This window comes from Pseudomonas wadenswilerensis (assembly GCF_900497695.1).
GTDB classification, from domain to species: domain Bacteria; phylum Pseudomonadota; class Gammaproteobacteria; order Pseudomonadales; family Pseudomonadaceae; genus Aquipseudomonas; species Aquipseudomonas wadenswilerensis.
In genome coordinates, this window is sequence record NZ_UIDD01000003.1 from 218,451 (window position 1) to 233,205 (window position 14,755).

Annotated in this window: 14 protein-coding genes; 9 read left to right on the forward strand and 5 right to left on the reverse strand. The window is 61.6% G+C overall.

Going from position 1 to position 14,755, the window contains the following annotated elements:
• Positions 1 to 68: 68 nt before the first annotated feature.
• Positions 69 to 1,214, reverse strand: a complete 1,146-nt coding sequence (lldD, locus tag CCOS864_RS04385) for an FMN-dependent L-lactate dehydrogenase LldD (RefSeq protein ID WP_115085217.1) — start codon at positions 1,212 to 1,214, stop codon at positions 69 to 71.
• Between the two features lie 68 nt (positions 1,215 to 1,282).
• Entirely contained in the window at positions 1,283 to 2,950 is a 1,668-nt protein-coding gene (locus CCOS864_RS04390) for a lactate permease LctP family transporter (RefSeq protein ID WP_115085218.1), read from the reverse strand.
• A 252-nt stretch (positions 2,951 to 3,202) separates the two neighbouring features.
• Between CCOS864_RS04390 and CCOS864_RS04395 the strand changes: the two genes are divergently transcribed.
• On the forward strand, positions 3,203 to 3,970 hold the full coding sequence (locus CCOS864_RS04395) for a GntR family transcriptional regulator (protein ID WP_115085219.1): 768 nt from the start codon (positions 3,203 to 3,205) through the stop codon (positions 3,968 to 3,970).
• A gap of 68 nt (positions 3,971 to 4,038) precedes the next feature.
• On the opposite strand, the gene smpB is transcribed toward CCOS864_RS04395, so the two are convergent.
• Positions 4,039 to 4,521 (reverse strand): SsrA-binding protein SmpB, encoded by a 483-nt coding sequence (smpB, locus tag CCOS864_RS04400; RefSeq protein ID WP_010222959.1) that lies wholly within the window; start codon positions 4,519 to 4,521, stop codon positions 4,039 to 4,041.
• A gap of 161 nt (positions 4,522 to 4,682) precedes the next feature.
• Between smpB and CCOS864_RS04405 the strand changes: the two genes are divergently transcribed.
• Together CCOS864_RS04405 and CCOS864_RS04410 are read left to right on the forward strand one after the other, a co-directional pair.
• Positions 4,683 to 5,117, forward strand: a complete 435-nt coding sequence (locus tag CCOS864_RS04405) for a type II toxin-antitoxin system RatA family toxin (RefSeq protein WP_010222960.1) — start codon at positions 4,683 to 4,685, stop codon at positions 5,115 to 5,117.
• On the forward strand, positions 5,110 to 5,427 hold the full coding sequence (locus tag CCOS864_RS04410) for an RnfH family protein (RefSeq protein ID WP_115085220.1): 318 nt from the start codon (positions 5,110 to 5,112) through the stop codon (positions 5,425 to 5,427). Before CCOS864_RS04405 ends, CCOS864_RS04410 begins: the two co-directional genes overlap by 8 nt.
• A 56-nt stretch (positions 5,428 to 5,483) precedes the next feature.
• Here CCOS864_RS04410 and CCOS864_RS04415 read toward each other — a convergent pair whose 3' ends face one another.
• Positions 5,484 to 6,008: an outer membrane protein assembly factor BamE gene (locus tag CCOS864_RS04415; protein WP_115085221.1), complete on the reverse strand. Its 525-nt coding sequence runs from the start codon at positions 6,006 to 6,008 to the stop codon at positions 5,484 to 5,486.
• Positions 6,009 to 6,105: 97 nt separating this feature from the next.
• Here CCOS864_RS04415 and fur point away from each other — a divergent pair, with 97 nt between their 5' ends.
• A complete protein-coding gene (gene fur, locus CCOS864_RS04420) occupies positions 6,106 to 6,510 on the forward strand; it encodes a ferric iron uptake transcriptional regulator (RefSeq protein WP_045199750.1) in 405 nt (134 codons plus the stop codon).
• An 89-nt stretch (positions 6,511 to 6,599) separates the two neighbouring features.
• Here the strand turns inward: fur and recN are convergent, their stop codons facing one another.
• Entirely contained in the window at positions 6,600 to 8,273 is a 1,674-nt protein-coding gene (recN, locus tag CCOS864_RS04425; protein ID WP_115085222.1) for a DNA repair protein RecN, read from the reverse strand.
• Positions 8,274 to 8,504: 231 nt separating this feature from the next.
• Here recN and grpE point away from each other — a divergent pair, with 231 nt between their 5' ends.
• The 5 genes from grpE (at position 8,505) to carA (ending at position 14,705) form a co-directional block, all read left to right on the forward strand.
• On the forward strand, positions 8,505 to 9,059 hold the full coding sequence (grpE, locus tag CCOS864_RS04430; protein WP_115085223.1) for a nucleotide exchange factor GrpE: 555 nt from the start codon (positions 8,505 to 8,507) through the stop codon (positions 9,057 to 9,059).
• Between the two features lie 101 nt (positions 9,060 to 9,160).
• Positions 9,161 to 11,080, forward strand: a complete 1,920-nt coding sequence (gene dnaK, locus CCOS864_RS04435) for a molecular chaperone DnaK (protein WP_115085224.1) — start codon at positions 9,161 to 9,163, stop codon at positions 11,078 to 11,080.
• Positions 11,081 to 11,290: 210 nt separating this feature from the next.
• Positions 11,291 to 12,415, forward strand: coding sequence for a molecular chaperone DnaJ (dnaJ, locus tag CCOS864_RS04440; RefSeq protein ID WP_115085225.1), 1,125 nt, complete (start codon positions 11,291 to 11,293; stop codon positions 12,413 to 12,415).
• Between the two features lie 13 nt (positions 12,416 to 12,428).
• Positions 12,429 to 13,232: a 4-hydroxy-tetrahydrodipicolinate reductase gene (gene dapB, locus CCOS864_RS04445; RefSeq protein ID WP_115085226.1), complete on the forward strand. Its 804-nt coding sequence runs from the start codon at positions 12,429 to 12,431 to the stop codon at positions 13,230 to 13,232.
• Positions 13,233 to 13,568: 336 nt separating this feature from the next.
• Positions 13,569 to 14,705 (forward strand): glutamine-hydrolyzing carbamoyl-phosphate synthase small subunit, encoded by a 1,137-nt coding sequence (carA, locus tag CCOS864_RS04450; RefSeq protein WP_115085227.1) that lies wholly within the window; start codon positions 13,569 to 13,571, stop codon positions 14,703 to 14,705.
• The last annotated feature ends 50 nt before the right edge of the window (positions 14,706 to 14,755 follow it).

Sequence of the window (14,755 nt, forward strand, 5' to 3'; positions counted from 1 at the left end):
CGCGGGGCCGTGGCGTCTGGTGCGCCGCGTGCCCCGGTCAATCAGGCTGTGATTCGAAGGTGCGGCAATCAGGCACCCAGTTCGCGGACCAGCGAGTCGCGGGTGATTTCGCTGATCGATTTGGCGCCGGTGAGCACCATGGCCACGCGCATTTCTTTTTCGAACAGGTCCAGCAGGTTCTTCACCCCGGCTTCGCCGGCGGTAGCCAGGGCGTAGAGGAACGCGCGGCCGATCAGCACGGTATCGGCACCCAGGGCAATCATGCGCACCACGTCCAGGCCGCTGCGGATGCCCGAGTCGGCGAGGATCTTCAGGTCGCCTTTCACCGCGTCGGCAATCGCTGGCAAGGCGCGGGCGCTGGACAGCACGCCGTCGAGCTGGCGGCCGCCGTGGTTGGAGACGACGATGCCGTCGGCGCCAAACTTCACGGCGTCCTTGGCGTCTTGCGGGTCGAGGATGCCCTTGATCACCATCGGGCCCTCCCAGAACTCACGGATCCACTCCAGGTCTTTCCAGGAAATCGACGGGTCGAAGTTGGCGCCCAGCCAGCCGATGTAGTCGGCCAGGCCCGTCGGGCTGCCGCGGTAGGCGGAGATGTTGCCCAGGTCATGGGGCTTGCCCAGCAGGCCGACATCCATGGCCCACTGTGGGTGGGTCATGGCCTGCCAGACCCGGCGCAGCGGTGCATTCGGGCCGCTCATGCCGGAGTGGGCATCACGGTAGCGAGCGCCGGGTACCGGCATGTCGACGGTGAACACCAGGGTGGTGACGCCAGCAGCCTTGGCGCGCTCCAGGGCGTTGCGCATGAAGCCGCGATCCTTGAGAACGTAGAGCTGGAACCACATCGGCCGGTCGATGGCGGGTGCCACTTCTTCGATCGGGCACACCGATACGGTCGACAGGGTGAACGGAATGCCTTTGGCCGCTGCCGCACGGGCAGCCTGCACTTCACCGCGGCGCGCGTACATGCCGGTCAGGCCGACCGGCGCCAGGGCCACGGGCATGCTCAGGGTTTCGTTGAACAATCGGGTCTCGAGGCTCAGCTCGGACATGTTCTTCAATACGCGCTGGCGCAGGGCGATGCCGGCCAGGTCCTGGACGTTGTGGCGCAGCGTGTGCTCGGCATAAGCACCGCCGTCGGCGTAGTGGAACAAGAACGGCGGCAGCTTGCGTTGGGCAGCTGCGCGGTAATCGGTAGAGGCAGAAATGATCATGGGGTCTCGCAGCGTTGGTTAAAGGGGCGGCTGCCGGGCGCGCCACAACGCGCCCGGCCCCTGACACTTTAGTGAACCAGCATGCCGGTCAGCCAATAGGCCTGGACCAGGGTGATCAGGCCGACGATGGTGGCGAAGAACAAGCTGTGCTTGAGGGTGAAGCGGAACAGGTCCGACTCTTTGCCGACCAGGCCGGTGGCGGCGCAGGCCACGGCGATCGATTGCGGCGAAATCATCTTGCCGGTCACGCCGCCGCTGGTGTTGGCTGCTACCAGCAGGGTGTCGCTGACCCCGATCTGGTGCGCGGTAGTGGCCTGCAGCGAGCTGAACAGGGCGTTGGACGAGGTGTCGGAACCGGTCAGGAACACGCCTAGCCAGCCAAGGAACGGCGAAAAGAACGGGAACGCCGCGCCGGTGCCGGCCAATACCAGCGCCATGGTCGAGGACATGCCCGAGTAGTTGGTGACGAAGGCGAAGGCCAGGACCATGCCGATCGACAGGATCGGCCAGCGCAGTTCGAAGAAGGTCTCTTTCAAAGTGGTCAGACCAGTTTTGAAATTGATCTTCAGCACCAGCATCGAGATCAGCGCCGAGAAGAAGATCGCGGTACCGGTGGCGGAAATCGGGTCGAGCTTGAACACCGCCGGGATCGCCGTCGGGGTGGCAACGATCGGTGCGGACTTGATCACCAGTTGATCAAGGTGCGGGATGGCGAAGTTGAACACCCAGCTGTACATCGAACCGCCAGCAGCGAAGGCAGCCTTGAATGGCTTGAGGGTCCAGATGGTGACCAGCACGGTGAGGATCAGGAACGGCGACCAGGCCTTGAAGATCTCGCCGAAGCTGTAGGGCGAAGGCTGGCTGCCGCCGCCCTGGACCACGGCAGCGCCGACACTGCCGGTGGCGCTGGCGAACGAGCGCTTGGGCTGCCAGACCTTGAGGAACAGGGTCAGGGAAATCAGGCTGGCCAGGGCCGAGGTGATGTCCGGCAGTTCCGGGCCGATGAAGTTCGAGGTGAAGTACTGGGTTACGGCAAAGCTCAAGCCGGCCACCAGGGCGGCAGGCCAGGTCTCTTTGACGCCGCGCAGGCCGTCCATCATGAACACCAGCCAGAACGGTACGAACAGCGACAGCAGTGGCAACTGGCGACCGGTCATGGCGCCGATCTTGAACGCATCGATACCGGTAACCTGGCCGGCAACGATGATCGGGATGCCCAGGGCGCCGAAGGCCACTGGCGCAGTGTTGGCGATCAGGCACAGGCCGGCGGCGTACAGCGGGTTGAAGCCCAGGCCCACCAGCAGAGCGGCGGTAATGGCTACCGGTGCGCCGAAACCTGCCGCACCTTCGAGGAAGGCGCCGAAGCAGAAACCGATCAGCAACACCTGCAGGCGCTGGTCATCGGTGATCGACAGCACCGAGCTGCGGATCACTTCGAACTGGCCGCTCTTGACCGTCAGTTTGTAGAGGAACACCGCGGCGACAATGATCCAGGCAATTGGCCACAGGCCATAGGCAAAGCCATATCCGGCGGCGGCAAGCGCCATGTCGGCAGGCATCTGGAAGGCAAAGATCGCCACCAGGATCGACAAGCCCAGCGTGATGCTGCCGGCCACATGACCCTTGAGGCGGAACACCGCCAGCGCGAGGAAGAAGAACACGATCGGGATGACTGCCGCGAGCGCGGACAGGCCAAGACTACCAAGCGGACTGTAAAGCTGTTGCCAGGTTTGCATATGGGGTGGCCCCTAATTGTTGTTGGTCAGCACTGGCATTGGATAATTGGTAAGACCAATTTACAATGTCGAGGCGCTAGGTTAAAAGCCTCGCTGCGGCTGTGTCAATTTGTCCCAGGAAAACTTTCGTCGGATTTGTGCGGGGGCACGGGCCTGAGCGGCAGGGAAATTTGCCAACTGATGGGTGTCGGCGGGTCGCGGATGCGCCAGAATAGACAGCCCCGAACGCACTCGGGATGTGGAGAGCATGTGATGGTTTTTGATCAGGTCCGCCAACGCCGTTTGTCCGACGATATCGTCGAGCGGCTGGAAGGGATGATTCTCGAAGGCACCTTGACGGCCGGTCAGCGCCTGCCTGCCGAGCGGGCGCTGGCCGAACAGTTCGGCGTGTCACGACCGTCGTTGCGCGAAGCGATCCAGAAGCTGGTGGCCAAGGGCTTGTTGGTCAGCCGCCAGGGCGGTGGCAACTATGTGGCCGAATCGCTCGGCTCGACCTTCAGTGACCCGCTGCTGCAGTTGCTCGAAAGCAACCCTGAAGCGCAGCGCGACTTGCTGGAATTCCGGCATACCCTGGAGGCATCCTGCGCCTATTATGCGGCGATCCGCGCCACCGAGCCTGATCGCCAGCGGCTCAAGGCGGCCTTCGACACCTTGCAGGATTGCTACGCCCGCGCCGATGAAGTGGACCGGGCCGAGGAGGGCGCGGCCGATGCGCGTTTCCACCTGGCGATCGCCGAAGCCAGCCATAACGCGGTGCTGCTGCACACCATTCGTGGCCTGTTCGACCTGCTCAAGCGCAACGTGGTGACCAACATCGGCGGCATGTACAAACAGCGCGCCGAAACTCGCGACATGCTCATCAGCCAGCACCGTGAGCTGTACCTGGCGATTGTCGAAGGGCGTGCGGAAGATGCTCGCGAAGTGTCCAGCCGGCACATCACCTATGTGCAGGAGGTGCTCGACGAAGTGCGCCAGGAGGTTCAGCGGGTGGCGCGGGCGGAACGGCGTAGCGGGCGTTAGCAATCGCGGGGCAAGCCCGCTCCTGTAGGAGCGGGCTTGCCCCGCGATAAAGGCGCTTCAGGCTGGAATCAGTCTTCTTTGCCCTTGTTACGCACCGCGCGCTGCAATTCGCGGTCGGAATCACGCTCGCGCTGGGTATCGCGCTTGTCGTATTCCTTCTTGCCCTTGCCCAGTGCGATTTCGCACTTGATCAAGTGCTTGCTCCAATAGATCGACAAGGCTACGCAGGTGTAGCCCTTCTGCTGGACGGCCGCATGCAGGCGTTCCAGCTCTCGACGGTTGAGCAGCAGTTTGCGGGTACGTGTCGGGTCGGCAATGACGTGAGTACTGGCGGCTGTCAGTGGCGTGATATGGCTGCCCATCAGCCAGGCCTCGCCATCCTTGAGCACCACGTAACTGTCGGTCAGGTGCGCCTTGCCGGCACGCAGACTTTTTACTTCCCAACCGGACAGGACCAATCCGGCCTCGAACTTGTGTTCGATGAAGTAATCGTGACGCGCCTTTTTATTCTGCGCGATAGTCCCTGTCGGATGTTTCTTTTGGTTAGCCATAGGGGCGGCATTATAGGCAGTCGCCGCGCTGTCGGCTACGGGGTAGCAGTGCGCTTGAGCCATTGCCGTGAATCCCGGACAATGCGCGCACTTGATGCGCTCTATGGCGCCCCTCGGCATTCTGGTTGTGTTTGCCGCCCAGCTTTGGAATTGACCCCTGGATGACTACCCATATTCAACGTTCGGCCCTGCTGCCATATCCCGCCCAGGCCCTGTACGACCTGGTCAATGATGTAGCGCGCTACCCGGAATTCCTGCCCTGGTGTTCGTCCAGCACCGTGATGGAAGAAAGCGACACGCACATGCGCGCGCGCCTGGAAGTGGCCAAGGGGGGGATGAGCCAGCAGTTTGTAACCAGCAATGTGCTGGTGCCGGGCCAGTCCATTGAAATGAACCTTGAGGAGGGGCCTTTTACCCAGCTGCATGGCGTCTGGGTATTCAAGCCATTGGGCGAGAAGGCCTGCAAGATCAGCCTCGACCTGTCGTTCGATTACGCCGGGCCGCTGGTGCGCGCCACCTTGGGGCCGTTGTTCAACCAGGCGGCCAATACCCTGGTCGATGCCTTCTGTCAGCGTGCCAAACAGCTCCATGTCTGAAGCGCTGCTGGCGGTCGAGGTGGTGTACGCCCTGGCCGAGCGGCAGGTGCTGCTCAGTGTTGAGGTGCCGGCGGGGGCGACTATCAATGAAGCGGTAAAACTGTCGGGGATCGCCGCGCATTTTCCCGAGGCCGATATTCAAGCCTGCCCGCTCGGTATTTTTGGCCGGGTAATCGCTAACCCTGAAGAGCAAAAAGTCGAGGCGGGGGATCGCATCGAGATTTACCGGCCATTGCTGGCAGACCCGAAAGAGGTGCGCAAGCAGCGCGCCGCAAAAGTCGCCAGGGTCTTCAAGAAAGCCAAGCGCTGAATCGCAGGCAATAAAAAGCCCGGACTGGTCCGGGCTTTTTTGTGTGCGCTGCAGGTTTACTGCGGCGAGGTGTCCAGTGCTTCTGGCACCGGCACCGGGATGACCTCGATGGTATCCACGTCTTTCTGGATGGTGTCTTCCAGCGAGCCTGGCTTGGCAGGTTTCTCCTGCGCAGCGGGTTCGGTGGTGCCGGCCGGGCTGACAGTGGTGTCGCTGCTGCCACCGAGGATTTCCTGGTCGCGGCTGACACCTGGCATGAAGTCGCCGGACAGGCTGGCGAGCTGATCGTTCTCGTTGAAGAAGATGCTCATGCGCTCCTGTTGGCGCTCACCGCCACCGGGCTGCAGGCTATACAGGTAGTCCCAGCGATTGGTGTGGAAAGTATCCTGGATCAGCGGGTTGCCCATGATAAACCGTACTTGCCGACGGGTCATTCCGGGGCGCAATTGGTCTATCATGTCTTGCGTGACGACATTGCCCTGCTGGATGTCGATTTTGTAAACCCCGGGGAACGAGCAACCGGCGAGTGCGAGCAGTCCCACGAAGGTGAGGCTGGTTAGCAAGAGCTTGGTGTTTTGCATCGGTGGGCGACTTCCACTATCTTGGCTGGACAACGTAAACCCCGATCATACCCGTATTCAGAGAAGCTGCGAAGCAGCATCGGCGAGAAAGCTGACCATGGTTGAAAATAGCGAACTGCGCAAAGCCGGTCTCAAGGTGACACTGCCTCGAGTAAAAATTCTACAGATGCTCGACTCTACCGAGCAGCGTCACATGAGTGCTGAAGATGTCTACAAGGCGCTGATGGAGGCAGGCGAGGACGTCGGTCTGGCCACGGTTTACCGTGTTCTGACCCAGTTCGAAGCCGCTGGCCTGGTCGTGCGCCACAATTTCGATGGCGGCCACGCTGTGTTCGAGCTGGCTGACGGTGGTCACCACGACCACATGGTCAACGTCGATTCCGGCGAAGTCATCGAGTTCTTCGACAGTGAAATCGAGAAGCGTCAGAAGCAAATCGTGGAAGAGCACGGTTTCGAACTGGTTGACCACAACCTGGTTCTGTACGTACGCAAGAAAAAGTAAGCAATTATTACATTGCTGCATAAGTACTGAAGGCGACCCTGGGGTCGCCTTCGTGCTTTCTGCCTGATTGTTTTTTATAGCTGCGCGTTTCAGGCCTTGCTGGTGACCACCATCTTGCGTGCGTGTGCCAGGGATTCCTTGGTCAGGTCGATGCCGCCGAGCATGCGCGCAACCTCTTCAACACGCTCGCGCTTGCCCAGATTGGCCACGGCAGTATGGGTGGCATCGCTGTTGCGCACTTTGTGCACGAACAGGTGGTGATGGCCCTGGGCGGCCACCTGCGGCAGGTGGGTGACGGTCAGCACCTGGCCGCGTTCGCCCAGGCGACGCAGCAGTTGACCGACGATCTCTGCCGTTGGCCCGCCGATACCCACGTCGACTTCGTCGAATACCAGGGTCGGGATGCGCGAGGTCTGCGCGGTGATCACCTGGATCGCCAGGCTGATCCGCGACAGCTCGCCACCGGAGGCAACCTTGGCCAGGGCCTTGAGCGGCTGCCCGGGGTTGGCGCTGACCAGCAGCTCGACCTGTTCCAGGCCCTGGGGCTGCAGTTCGTCGCTGCTGTTGGGCCGCAACTCGATACTGAAGCGCCCGCCAGGCATGCCCAGGCGCTGGATTTCCTGCTCCACGGCGCTGGCCAGCTGGCTGGCGGCTTGCTGGCGCAGGGCGCTCAGTTCACCGGCCTTGTCCTGGTAGTGGCGGGCATAGGCGGCCAGCTCTTCAGCCAGGCGCTCGATCGATTCGTCGTTGGCGTTGAGGTTTTCCAGCTCTTCCATCAAGCGCTGCTGCAGGCCGGCCAGCTCGGTAGGGTGCACCCGGTGCTTGCGGGCGAGGGTATAGATGGTGTCGAGGCGCTCTTCGAGCTGTTGCAGGCGCGCCGGGTCGGCATCGAAGTTGTCGAGGAAGCGGTTCAGCTCGCCAACGGCTTCTTCTACCTGGATCTGCGCGCTGGCGATCATGGTGGCCGCCTCGCCCAGGGCCTTGGGCGCGTTGTGCACGGCGGTCAGGCGGTTGAGGCTGGCAGTCAGGGCGTTGAGTACGTTGCCCGAATCGTTTTCGCTGCAGTGGTCGATGACCTGGCGGCAGATGCCGAACAGCGCTTCGGCATTGGTCAGGTTCTTGTGTTCCTGTTCCAGGAGCTCCAGTTCGTTCTCGCCCAGGCCAAGGTTGTCCAGTTCTTCGAGCTGGTAGCTGAGCAGCTGGTGCTGCGCGCGCTGCTCATCGCCGGAATTGGACAGCCGCTCCAGTTCCTGGCGGGTCTGGCGCCAGCGCTGGGCGGCGAGCTGTACCTGGCGGGCGAGGTCGGTGGCGCCAGCGTATTCGTCGAGCAGGCGGCGGTGGGTGTCGGTTTTCAGCAGTGACTGGTGTTCGTGCTGGCTGTGGATGTCGATAAGCAGCTCGCCCAGGGCCTTGAGGTCGCCGAGCGGGCAGGGCGTGCCGTTGATATAGCCACGGCTGCGGCCTTCGGCGGTGATCACCCGGCGCAGGATGCACGGCCCGTCGCTGTCGAGGTCGCGCTCGGCCAGCCAGGTGCGCGCCTCGGGGATATCCACCAGGTCGAAGGTGGCGAGGATGTCAGCCTTGTCGGCTCCTGGGCGCACCACGCCACTGTCGGCGCGATCGCCCAGGGTCAGGCCCAGGGCGTCGAGCATGATCGATTTGCCGGCCCCGGTTTCACCGGTGATGACGCTCATCCCGCGGGCGAGCTCAAGGTCCAGGTGTTCGACGATGGCATAGTTGTGTACGGACAGGTGCACCAGCATTGGGGCGGCTCCCAGGCGTTAGGTCTGGTTATTTATACAGTGTTTTCAAATCCGCTGACAATGCTGATGTTTAGTTCAATTTGGTTATCAGGGCGCTGTTCTGATCGCCATGGGTTATGAACGAATCTGAGCGAGCTGCCTTGCAGGCCCTTGAACCTGGGTTTTGCGACCCCATATAGCCGGCAGACGCGCGAGTAATGCTCGCAGACCTAATTCGAGAGGAGAGATTTTATGGCTGACGAACAGCTGGATGAACAGAATCTGAACGCCGAAGCGGCTGGCGACCAAGAGCTGAGCGCCCGCGTGCAGGTGCTCGAAGAGCAGCTGGCGGCGGCCCAGGATCAATCCCTGCGCACCGCCGCCGACCTGCAGAACGTGCGCCGCCGCGCCGAGCAGGACGTAGAAAAGGCGCACAAGTTCGCCCTGGAAAAATTCGCCGCTGACCTGCTGCCGGTCATCGACAGCCTCGAGCGCGGCCTGGAACTGTCCAGCCCGGACGACGAGAGCATCCGCCCGATGCGCGAAGGCATCGAGCTGACCCTGAAAATGTTCCACGACACCCTCAAGCGCTACAACCTCGAGGCCATCGACCCGCACGGCGAACCGTTCAATGCCGAGCACCATCAGGCGATGGCCATGCAGGAAAGCGCCGAGGTCGAGCCCAACAGCGTGCTCAAGGTGTTCCAGAAGGGCTATCAGCTCAACGGCCGTCTGCTGCGCCCGGCCATGGTCGTGGTCAGCAAGGCCCCGGCAACGGTTTCGCCGTCGATTGACGAGCAGGCTTGAAATCGTTTTCAGCGCCCCCATCTAGGTGTCAAGCATTCAAGTATTACCGCAGTTAGCCACCACTGCTGCGGCAACCAAATTCAAGTTTCGGGAGAGTTAACATGGGTAAAATCATTGGTATCGACCTGGGGACCACCAACTCCTGCGTCTCCATTCTGGAAAACGGCAACGTCAAGGTTATCGAGAACGCCGAAGGCGCTCGTACCACGCCGTCGATCATTGCCTACGCCAACGATGGCGAAATCCTGGTTGGCCAGTCGGCCAAGCGTCAGGCGGTCACCAACCCGCACAACACCCTGTACGCGGTAAAGCGTCTGATCGGCCGTCGCTTCGATGAAGAAGTGGTGCAGAAAGACATCCAGATGGTTCCGTACAAGATCGTCAAGGCTGACAACAATGACGCCTGGGTTGAAGTGAACGGCCAGAAAATGGCGCCGCCACAAATCTCGGCTGAAATCCTGAAAAAGATGAAGAAGACCGCCGAAGACTACCTCGGCGAGCCAGTGACCGAAGCGGTGATCACCGTTCCGGCCTACTTCAACGACAGCCAGCGTCAGGCCACCAAGGACGCCGGCCGTATCGCCGGTCTGGACGTCAAGCGGATCATCAACGAACCAACCGCGGCGGCTCTGGCCTACGGCATGGACAAGGCCAAGGGCGATCACACCGTGATCGTTTATGACCTGGGTGGCGGTACCTTCGACGTTTCGGTCATCGAAATCGCCGAAGTCGACGGCGAGCACCAGTTCGAAGTTCTGGCCACCAACGGTGACACTTTCCTCGGTGGTGAAGACTTCGACATCCGCCTGATCGACTACCTCGTCGACGAGTTCAAGAAAGAAAGCGGCATGAACCTCAAAGGTGACCCGCTGGCCATGCAGCGCCTGAAAGAAGCTGCTGAAAAGGCCAAGATCGAGCTGTCCTCGAGCCAGCAGACCGACGTCAACCTGCCGTACATCACTGCAGACGCTACCGGTCCTAAGCACCTGAACGTGAAGATCTCCCGCGCCAAGCTGGAATCGCTGGTAGAAGACCTGGTTCAGCGCACCATCGAGCCATGCCGCATCGCCATGAAAGACGCCGGTATCGACGTCAGCAAGATCGACGACGTGATCCTGGTCGGCGGTCAGACCCGTATGCCGCTGGTGCAGAAAGCTGTTACCGACTTCTTCGGCAAAGAAGCACGTAAAGACGTCAACCCGGACGAAGCGGTTGCCATGGGTGCCGCCATCCAGGGCGCGGTATTGGCCGGTGACGTGAAAGACGTACTGCTGCTGGACGTCAGCCCGCTGACCCTGGGTATCGAAACCATGGGTGGCGTGATGACCGCGCTGATCGAGAAGAACACCACTATCCCGACCAAGAAGTCGCAAGTGTTCTCGACTGCCGATGACAACCAGGGCGCCGTGACCATTCACGTGCTGCAAGGTGAGCGTAAGCAGGCTGCACAGAACAAGTCCCTGGGCAAGTTCGACCTGGCTGACATTCCACCAGCACCACGTGGCGTGCCACAGATCGAAGTGACCTTCGATATCGACGCCAACGGCATCCTGCATGTCGGCGCCAAAGACAAGGCCACCGGCAAGACCCAGTCGATCGTGATCAAGGCCAACTCCGGCCTGTCTGATGAAGAAATTCAGCAGATGATCCGCGACGCCGAAGCGAACTCGGAAGAAGACCGCAAGTTCGAAGAACTGGCCGCTGCCCGTAACCAGGGTGATGCACTGGTTCACTCGACTCGCAAGATGGTCGCAGACGCCGGTGACAAGGTCACTGCCGATGAGAAAACCGCGATCGAAGCTGCCGTGGTTGCCCTGGAAGCCGCCATCAAGGGCGACGACAAGGCTGCCATCGACGCCAAGGTCGAAGAGCTGTCGAAAGTCTCGGCTCCGGTTGCCCAGAAGATGTACGCCGAGCAGTCGGCTGAACAGCCTCAGGGCGGCGCTCAGCAAGCTGAGCCGGAAGCCAAGCACGACGACGTCGTCGATGCCGAGTTCGAAGAAGTCAAAGAGAACAAGTAATTGCTACAGGTTGTCGGCCAGTTGACTGTTTTTTGATGGTTGGCTGGTAGGATGTCGCCGCGCGGGGGCTTGCTCCCGCGTTGGCGTGTCTGCAATACCCGAATTTTTACAGCATCTGTCAGCCGCCCGTGGGGTAGGTGGGGTGGGTGCTGGCGGCACAGCGCGGAATGCGCAGAGGTTTGCCGAACGTCCTCAAGAGTGCAAAGACTTATGGCAAAGCGTGACTATTACGAAGTTCTGGGAGTTGAGCGCGGCTCCAGTGAAGCGGACCTGAAGAAGGCCTATCGCCGCCTGGCGATGAAGCATCACCCGGACCGTAATCCTGATGACAAGGACTCGGAAGAGAAATTCAAGGAAGCCAACGAGGCTTACGAAGTGCTCTCCGATGCCAGCAAGCGTGCGGCCTATGACCAGTATGGTCATGCCGGCGTGGATCCGAGCATGGGTGGTGGCGGCGCCGGTTTCGGCGGCGCGAACTTCTCGGATATCTTCGGTGATGTGTTCAGCGATTTCTTCGGCGGTGGCCGTGGTGGTTCGCGTGGTGGTGCCCAGCGTGGCAGCGACCTGCGTTATACCCTTGAGCTGAACCTGGAAGAGGCCGTCCGCGGTACCACGGTCAATATCCGTGTGCCGACGCTGGTCAATTGCAAGCCGTGTGACGGCTCCGGCGCCAAGAAAGGCTCGTCGCCTTCGACCTGCCCGACCTGTGGCGGTATCGGCCAGGTGCGCATGCAGCAGGGCTTCTTCTCGGTCCAGCAGACCTGCCCACGTTGCCACGGCCAGGGCAAGATCATCACCGACCCGTGCGATTCGTGCCATGGTGAAGGCCGCACCGAAGAGTACAAGACCCTGTCGGTCAAGGTTCCGGCAGGTGTCGACACCGGCGACCGTATTCGTCTGTCCGGTGAGGGCGAGGCCGGTTCGCAAGGTGGCCCGACTGGCGACCTGTACGTTGTGATCAACGTGCGTGAACACTCGATTTTCCAGCGCGACGGCAAGCATCTGTACTGCGAAGTGCCGATCAGCTACACCGACGCTGCCCTGGGTGGCGAGCTGGAAGTGCCGACCCTCGATGGTCGGGTCAAGCTGAAGATCCCGGAAGGTACCCAGACCGGCAAGCAGTTCCGTCTGCGCGGCAAGGGTGTGGCGCCGGTTCGCGGTGGTGGTGCCGGTGACCTGATGTGCCGGGTCGCGGTGGAAACCCCGGTCAACCTCAGCCGTCGTCAGCGCGAGCTGCTCGAAGAGCTGCGTGATTCGCTGGAAGGCGACAGTTCCCATTCGCCGAAAGCCAATGGCTGGTTCGAAGGCGTGAAGCGCTTCTTCGGTGATCTCTAAGAAGGAATAGGGCATGCGACGTATAGCGGTAATGGGCGCGGCAGGGCGCATGGGCAAGACCCTGATCGAAGCGGTGCAGCAAGCCCCGGGTGCCGGGCTGACCGCGGCGATCGATCGCCCCGACAGCTCGCTGGTCGGCGCTGATGCAGGTGAGCTGGCGGCGCTGGGCCGGATCGGCGTGCTGCTGTCCGACGACCTGGCCAAGGTCGCCGACGAGTTCGACGTGCTGATCGACTTCACTCATCCCTCGGTGACCCTGAAGAACCTGGCGTTCTGCCGCAAGGCAGGCAAGGCGATGATCATCGGCACCACCGGTTTCACGGCCGAAGAAAAGCAACTGCTGGCCGAAGCGGGCAAGGACATTGCGATCGTCTTCGCCGCCAACTTCAGCGTTGGCGTCAACCTCAGCCTGAAGCTGCTGGACATGGCTGCGCGGGTGTTGGGTGATGATGTCGATATCGAGATCATCGAGGCTCACCACCGGCACAAGGTCGATGCGCCGTCGGGTACTGCGCTGCGCATGGGTGAAGTGGTTGCCAATGCGCTGGGCCGCGACCTGCAGGAAGTGGCGGTGTATGGCCGTGAAGGCCAGACCGGTGCGCGTGATCGCAAGACCATCGGCTTCGCCACCGTGCGTGCCGGCGATGTGGTCGGTGATCACACCGTGCTGTTTGCTGCCGAAGGTGAGCGCCTGGAGATCACCCATAAGGCCTCCAGCCGCATGACCTTCGCCAAGGGTGCGGTACGTGCGGCCCTGTGGCTGGACGGGCGCGAGCCTGGCCTGTACGACATGCAGGACGTGCTCGACCTGCGTTGAACGCTGTTCAGGGGCCGCTGCGCGGCCCATCGCTGGCAAGGCCAGCTCCCACAGGAATTGCGCCATGGCTGCAATTCCTGAGTCTCAGTATCTCCTGTGGGAGCTGGCTTGCCAGCGATGCTTTTCCATTCCCGCGACGCCCTGTCGCATTCCTGCGCCTTTCAGGTACTTCAGTGGTAGACCAAAAAAGCGTTTTTCTGTAAGCTACAGCTTTAGTGTGTCCACTAAAAGCGCGCAGATAATTCGACGAAGAAAGCGGGGTGACGTGTCTATACGTCATTCCGCTTTTTTGCAACCTGCGATCGCCCCTTCAGGCTAGATTTACGGGAGGTCTTCTTGACTAAGCCAGCCATACTCGCCCTTGCTGATGGCAGCATTTTTCGCGGTGAAGCCATTGGAGCCGACGGTCAGACCGTTGGTGAGGTGGTGTTTAACACCGCAATGACCGGCTATCAGGAAATCCTGACTGACCCTTCCTATGCGCAGCAAATCGTTACCCTGACTTACCCGCACATCGGCAACACCGGCACCACGCCGGAAGACGCCGAATCCGACCGCGTCTGGTCGGCCGGTCTGGTGATTCGCGACCTGCCTCTGATCGCGAGCAACTGGCGCAACAAGCAATCCCTGCCTGATTACCTCAAGGCCCACAACGTGGTGGCGATCGCTGGTATCGACACCCGTCGCCTGACCCGCATCCTGCGTGAGAAGGGCGCGCAGAACGGCTGCATCCTCGCCGGCGACAACATCAGCGAAGAGGCCGCAATCGCCGCCGCTCGCGGCTTCCCGGGCCTGAAGGGCATGGACCTGGCGAAAGTCGTCAGCACCAAGAACAGCTACGAATGGCGCTCCAGCGTCTGGGAGCTGAAGACCGACAGCCACGCCACCATTGAAGCGTCCGAGCTGCCGTACCACGTGGTTGCCTACGATTTTGGCGTCAAGCTGAACATCCTGCGCATGCTGGTCGCCCGCGGCTGCCGCCTGACTGTAGTGCCGGCGCAAACCCCGGCCAGCGAAGTCCTCGCGCTCAACCCCGATGGCGTGTTCCTGTCCAACGGCCCTGGCGATCCGGAGCCTTGCGACTACGCGATCCAGGCGATCAAGGACATCCTCGAAACCGAGATCCCGGTGTTCGGCATTTGCCTGGGTCACCAGTTGCTGGCCCTGGCCTCCGGTGCCAAGACCGTGAAAATGGGTCATGGTCACCACGGCGCCAACCACCCGGTCCAGGACCTGGACACCGGCGTTGTGATGATCACCAGCCAGAACCACGGCTTTGCGGTTGACGAAGCAACCCTGCCGGGTAACGTGCGCGCCATCCACAAGTCGCTGTTCGACGGCACCCTGCAAGGCATCGAGCGCACCGACAAGAGCGCGTTCAGCTTCCAGGGCCACCCTGAAGCCAGCCCGGGCCCGACCGACGTCGCGCCACTGTTCGACCGTTTCATCGATGCCATGGCCAAGCGCCGCTGAGCATCTGGCGAGAAGGCCCTGGACCGGTGCAAGCCGCGTTCAGGTGCCGC

Bases quoted from the DNA above. Each gene is read 5' to 3' on its own strand.
- CCOS864_RS04405 (WP_010222960.1), top strand. From the start codon at position 4,683: ATGACTACCCATATTCAACGTTCGGCCCTGCTGCCATATCCCGCCCAG.
- CCOS864_RS04390 (WP_115085218.1), bottom strand. From the start codon at position 2,950: ATGCAAACCTGGCAACAGCTTTACAGTCCGCTTGGTAGTCTTGGCCTG.
- dnaK (WP_115085224.1), top strand. From the start codon at position 9,161: ATGGGTAAAATCATTGGTATCGACCTGGGGACCACCAACTCCTGCGTC.
- dapB (WP_115085226.1), top strand. From the start codon at position 12,429: ATGCGACGTATAGCGGTAATGGGCGCGGCAGGGCGCATGGGCAAGACC.
- lldD (WP_115085217.1), bottom strand. From the start codon at position 1,214: ATGATCATTTCTGCCTCTACCGATTACCGCGCAGCTGCCCAACGCAAG.
- recN (WP_115085222.1), bottom strand. From the start codon at position 8,273: ATGCTGGTGCACCTGTCCGTACACAACTATGCCATCGTCGAACACCTG.
- dnaJ (WP_115085225.1), top strand. From the start codon at position 11,291: ATGGCAAAGCGTGACTATTACGAAGTTCTGGGAGTTGAGCGCGGCTCC.
- CCOS864_RS04395 (WP_115085219.1), top strand. From the start codon at position 3,203: ATGGTTTTTGATCAGGTCCGCCAACGCCGTTTGTCCGACGATATCGTC.
- CCOS864_RS04410 (WP_115085220.1), top strand. From the start codon at position 5,110: ATGTCTGAAGCGCTGCTGGCGGTCGAGGTGGTGTACGCCCTGGCCGAG.
- CCOS864_RS04415 (WP_115085221.1), bottom strand. From the start codon at position 6,008: ATGCAAAACACCAAGCTCTTGCTAACCAGCCTCACCTTCGTGGGACTG.
- grpE (WP_115085223.1), top strand. From the start codon at position 8,505: ATGGCTGACGAACAGCTGGATGAACAGAATCTGAACGCCGAAGCGGCT.
- fur (WP_045199750.1), top strand. From the start codon at position 6,106: ATGGTTGAAAATAGCGAACTGCGCAAAGCCGGTCTCAAGGTGACACTG.
- smpB (WP_010222959.1), bottom strand. From the start codon at position 4,521: ATGGCTAACCAAAAGAAACATCCGACAGGGACTATCGCGCAGAATAAA.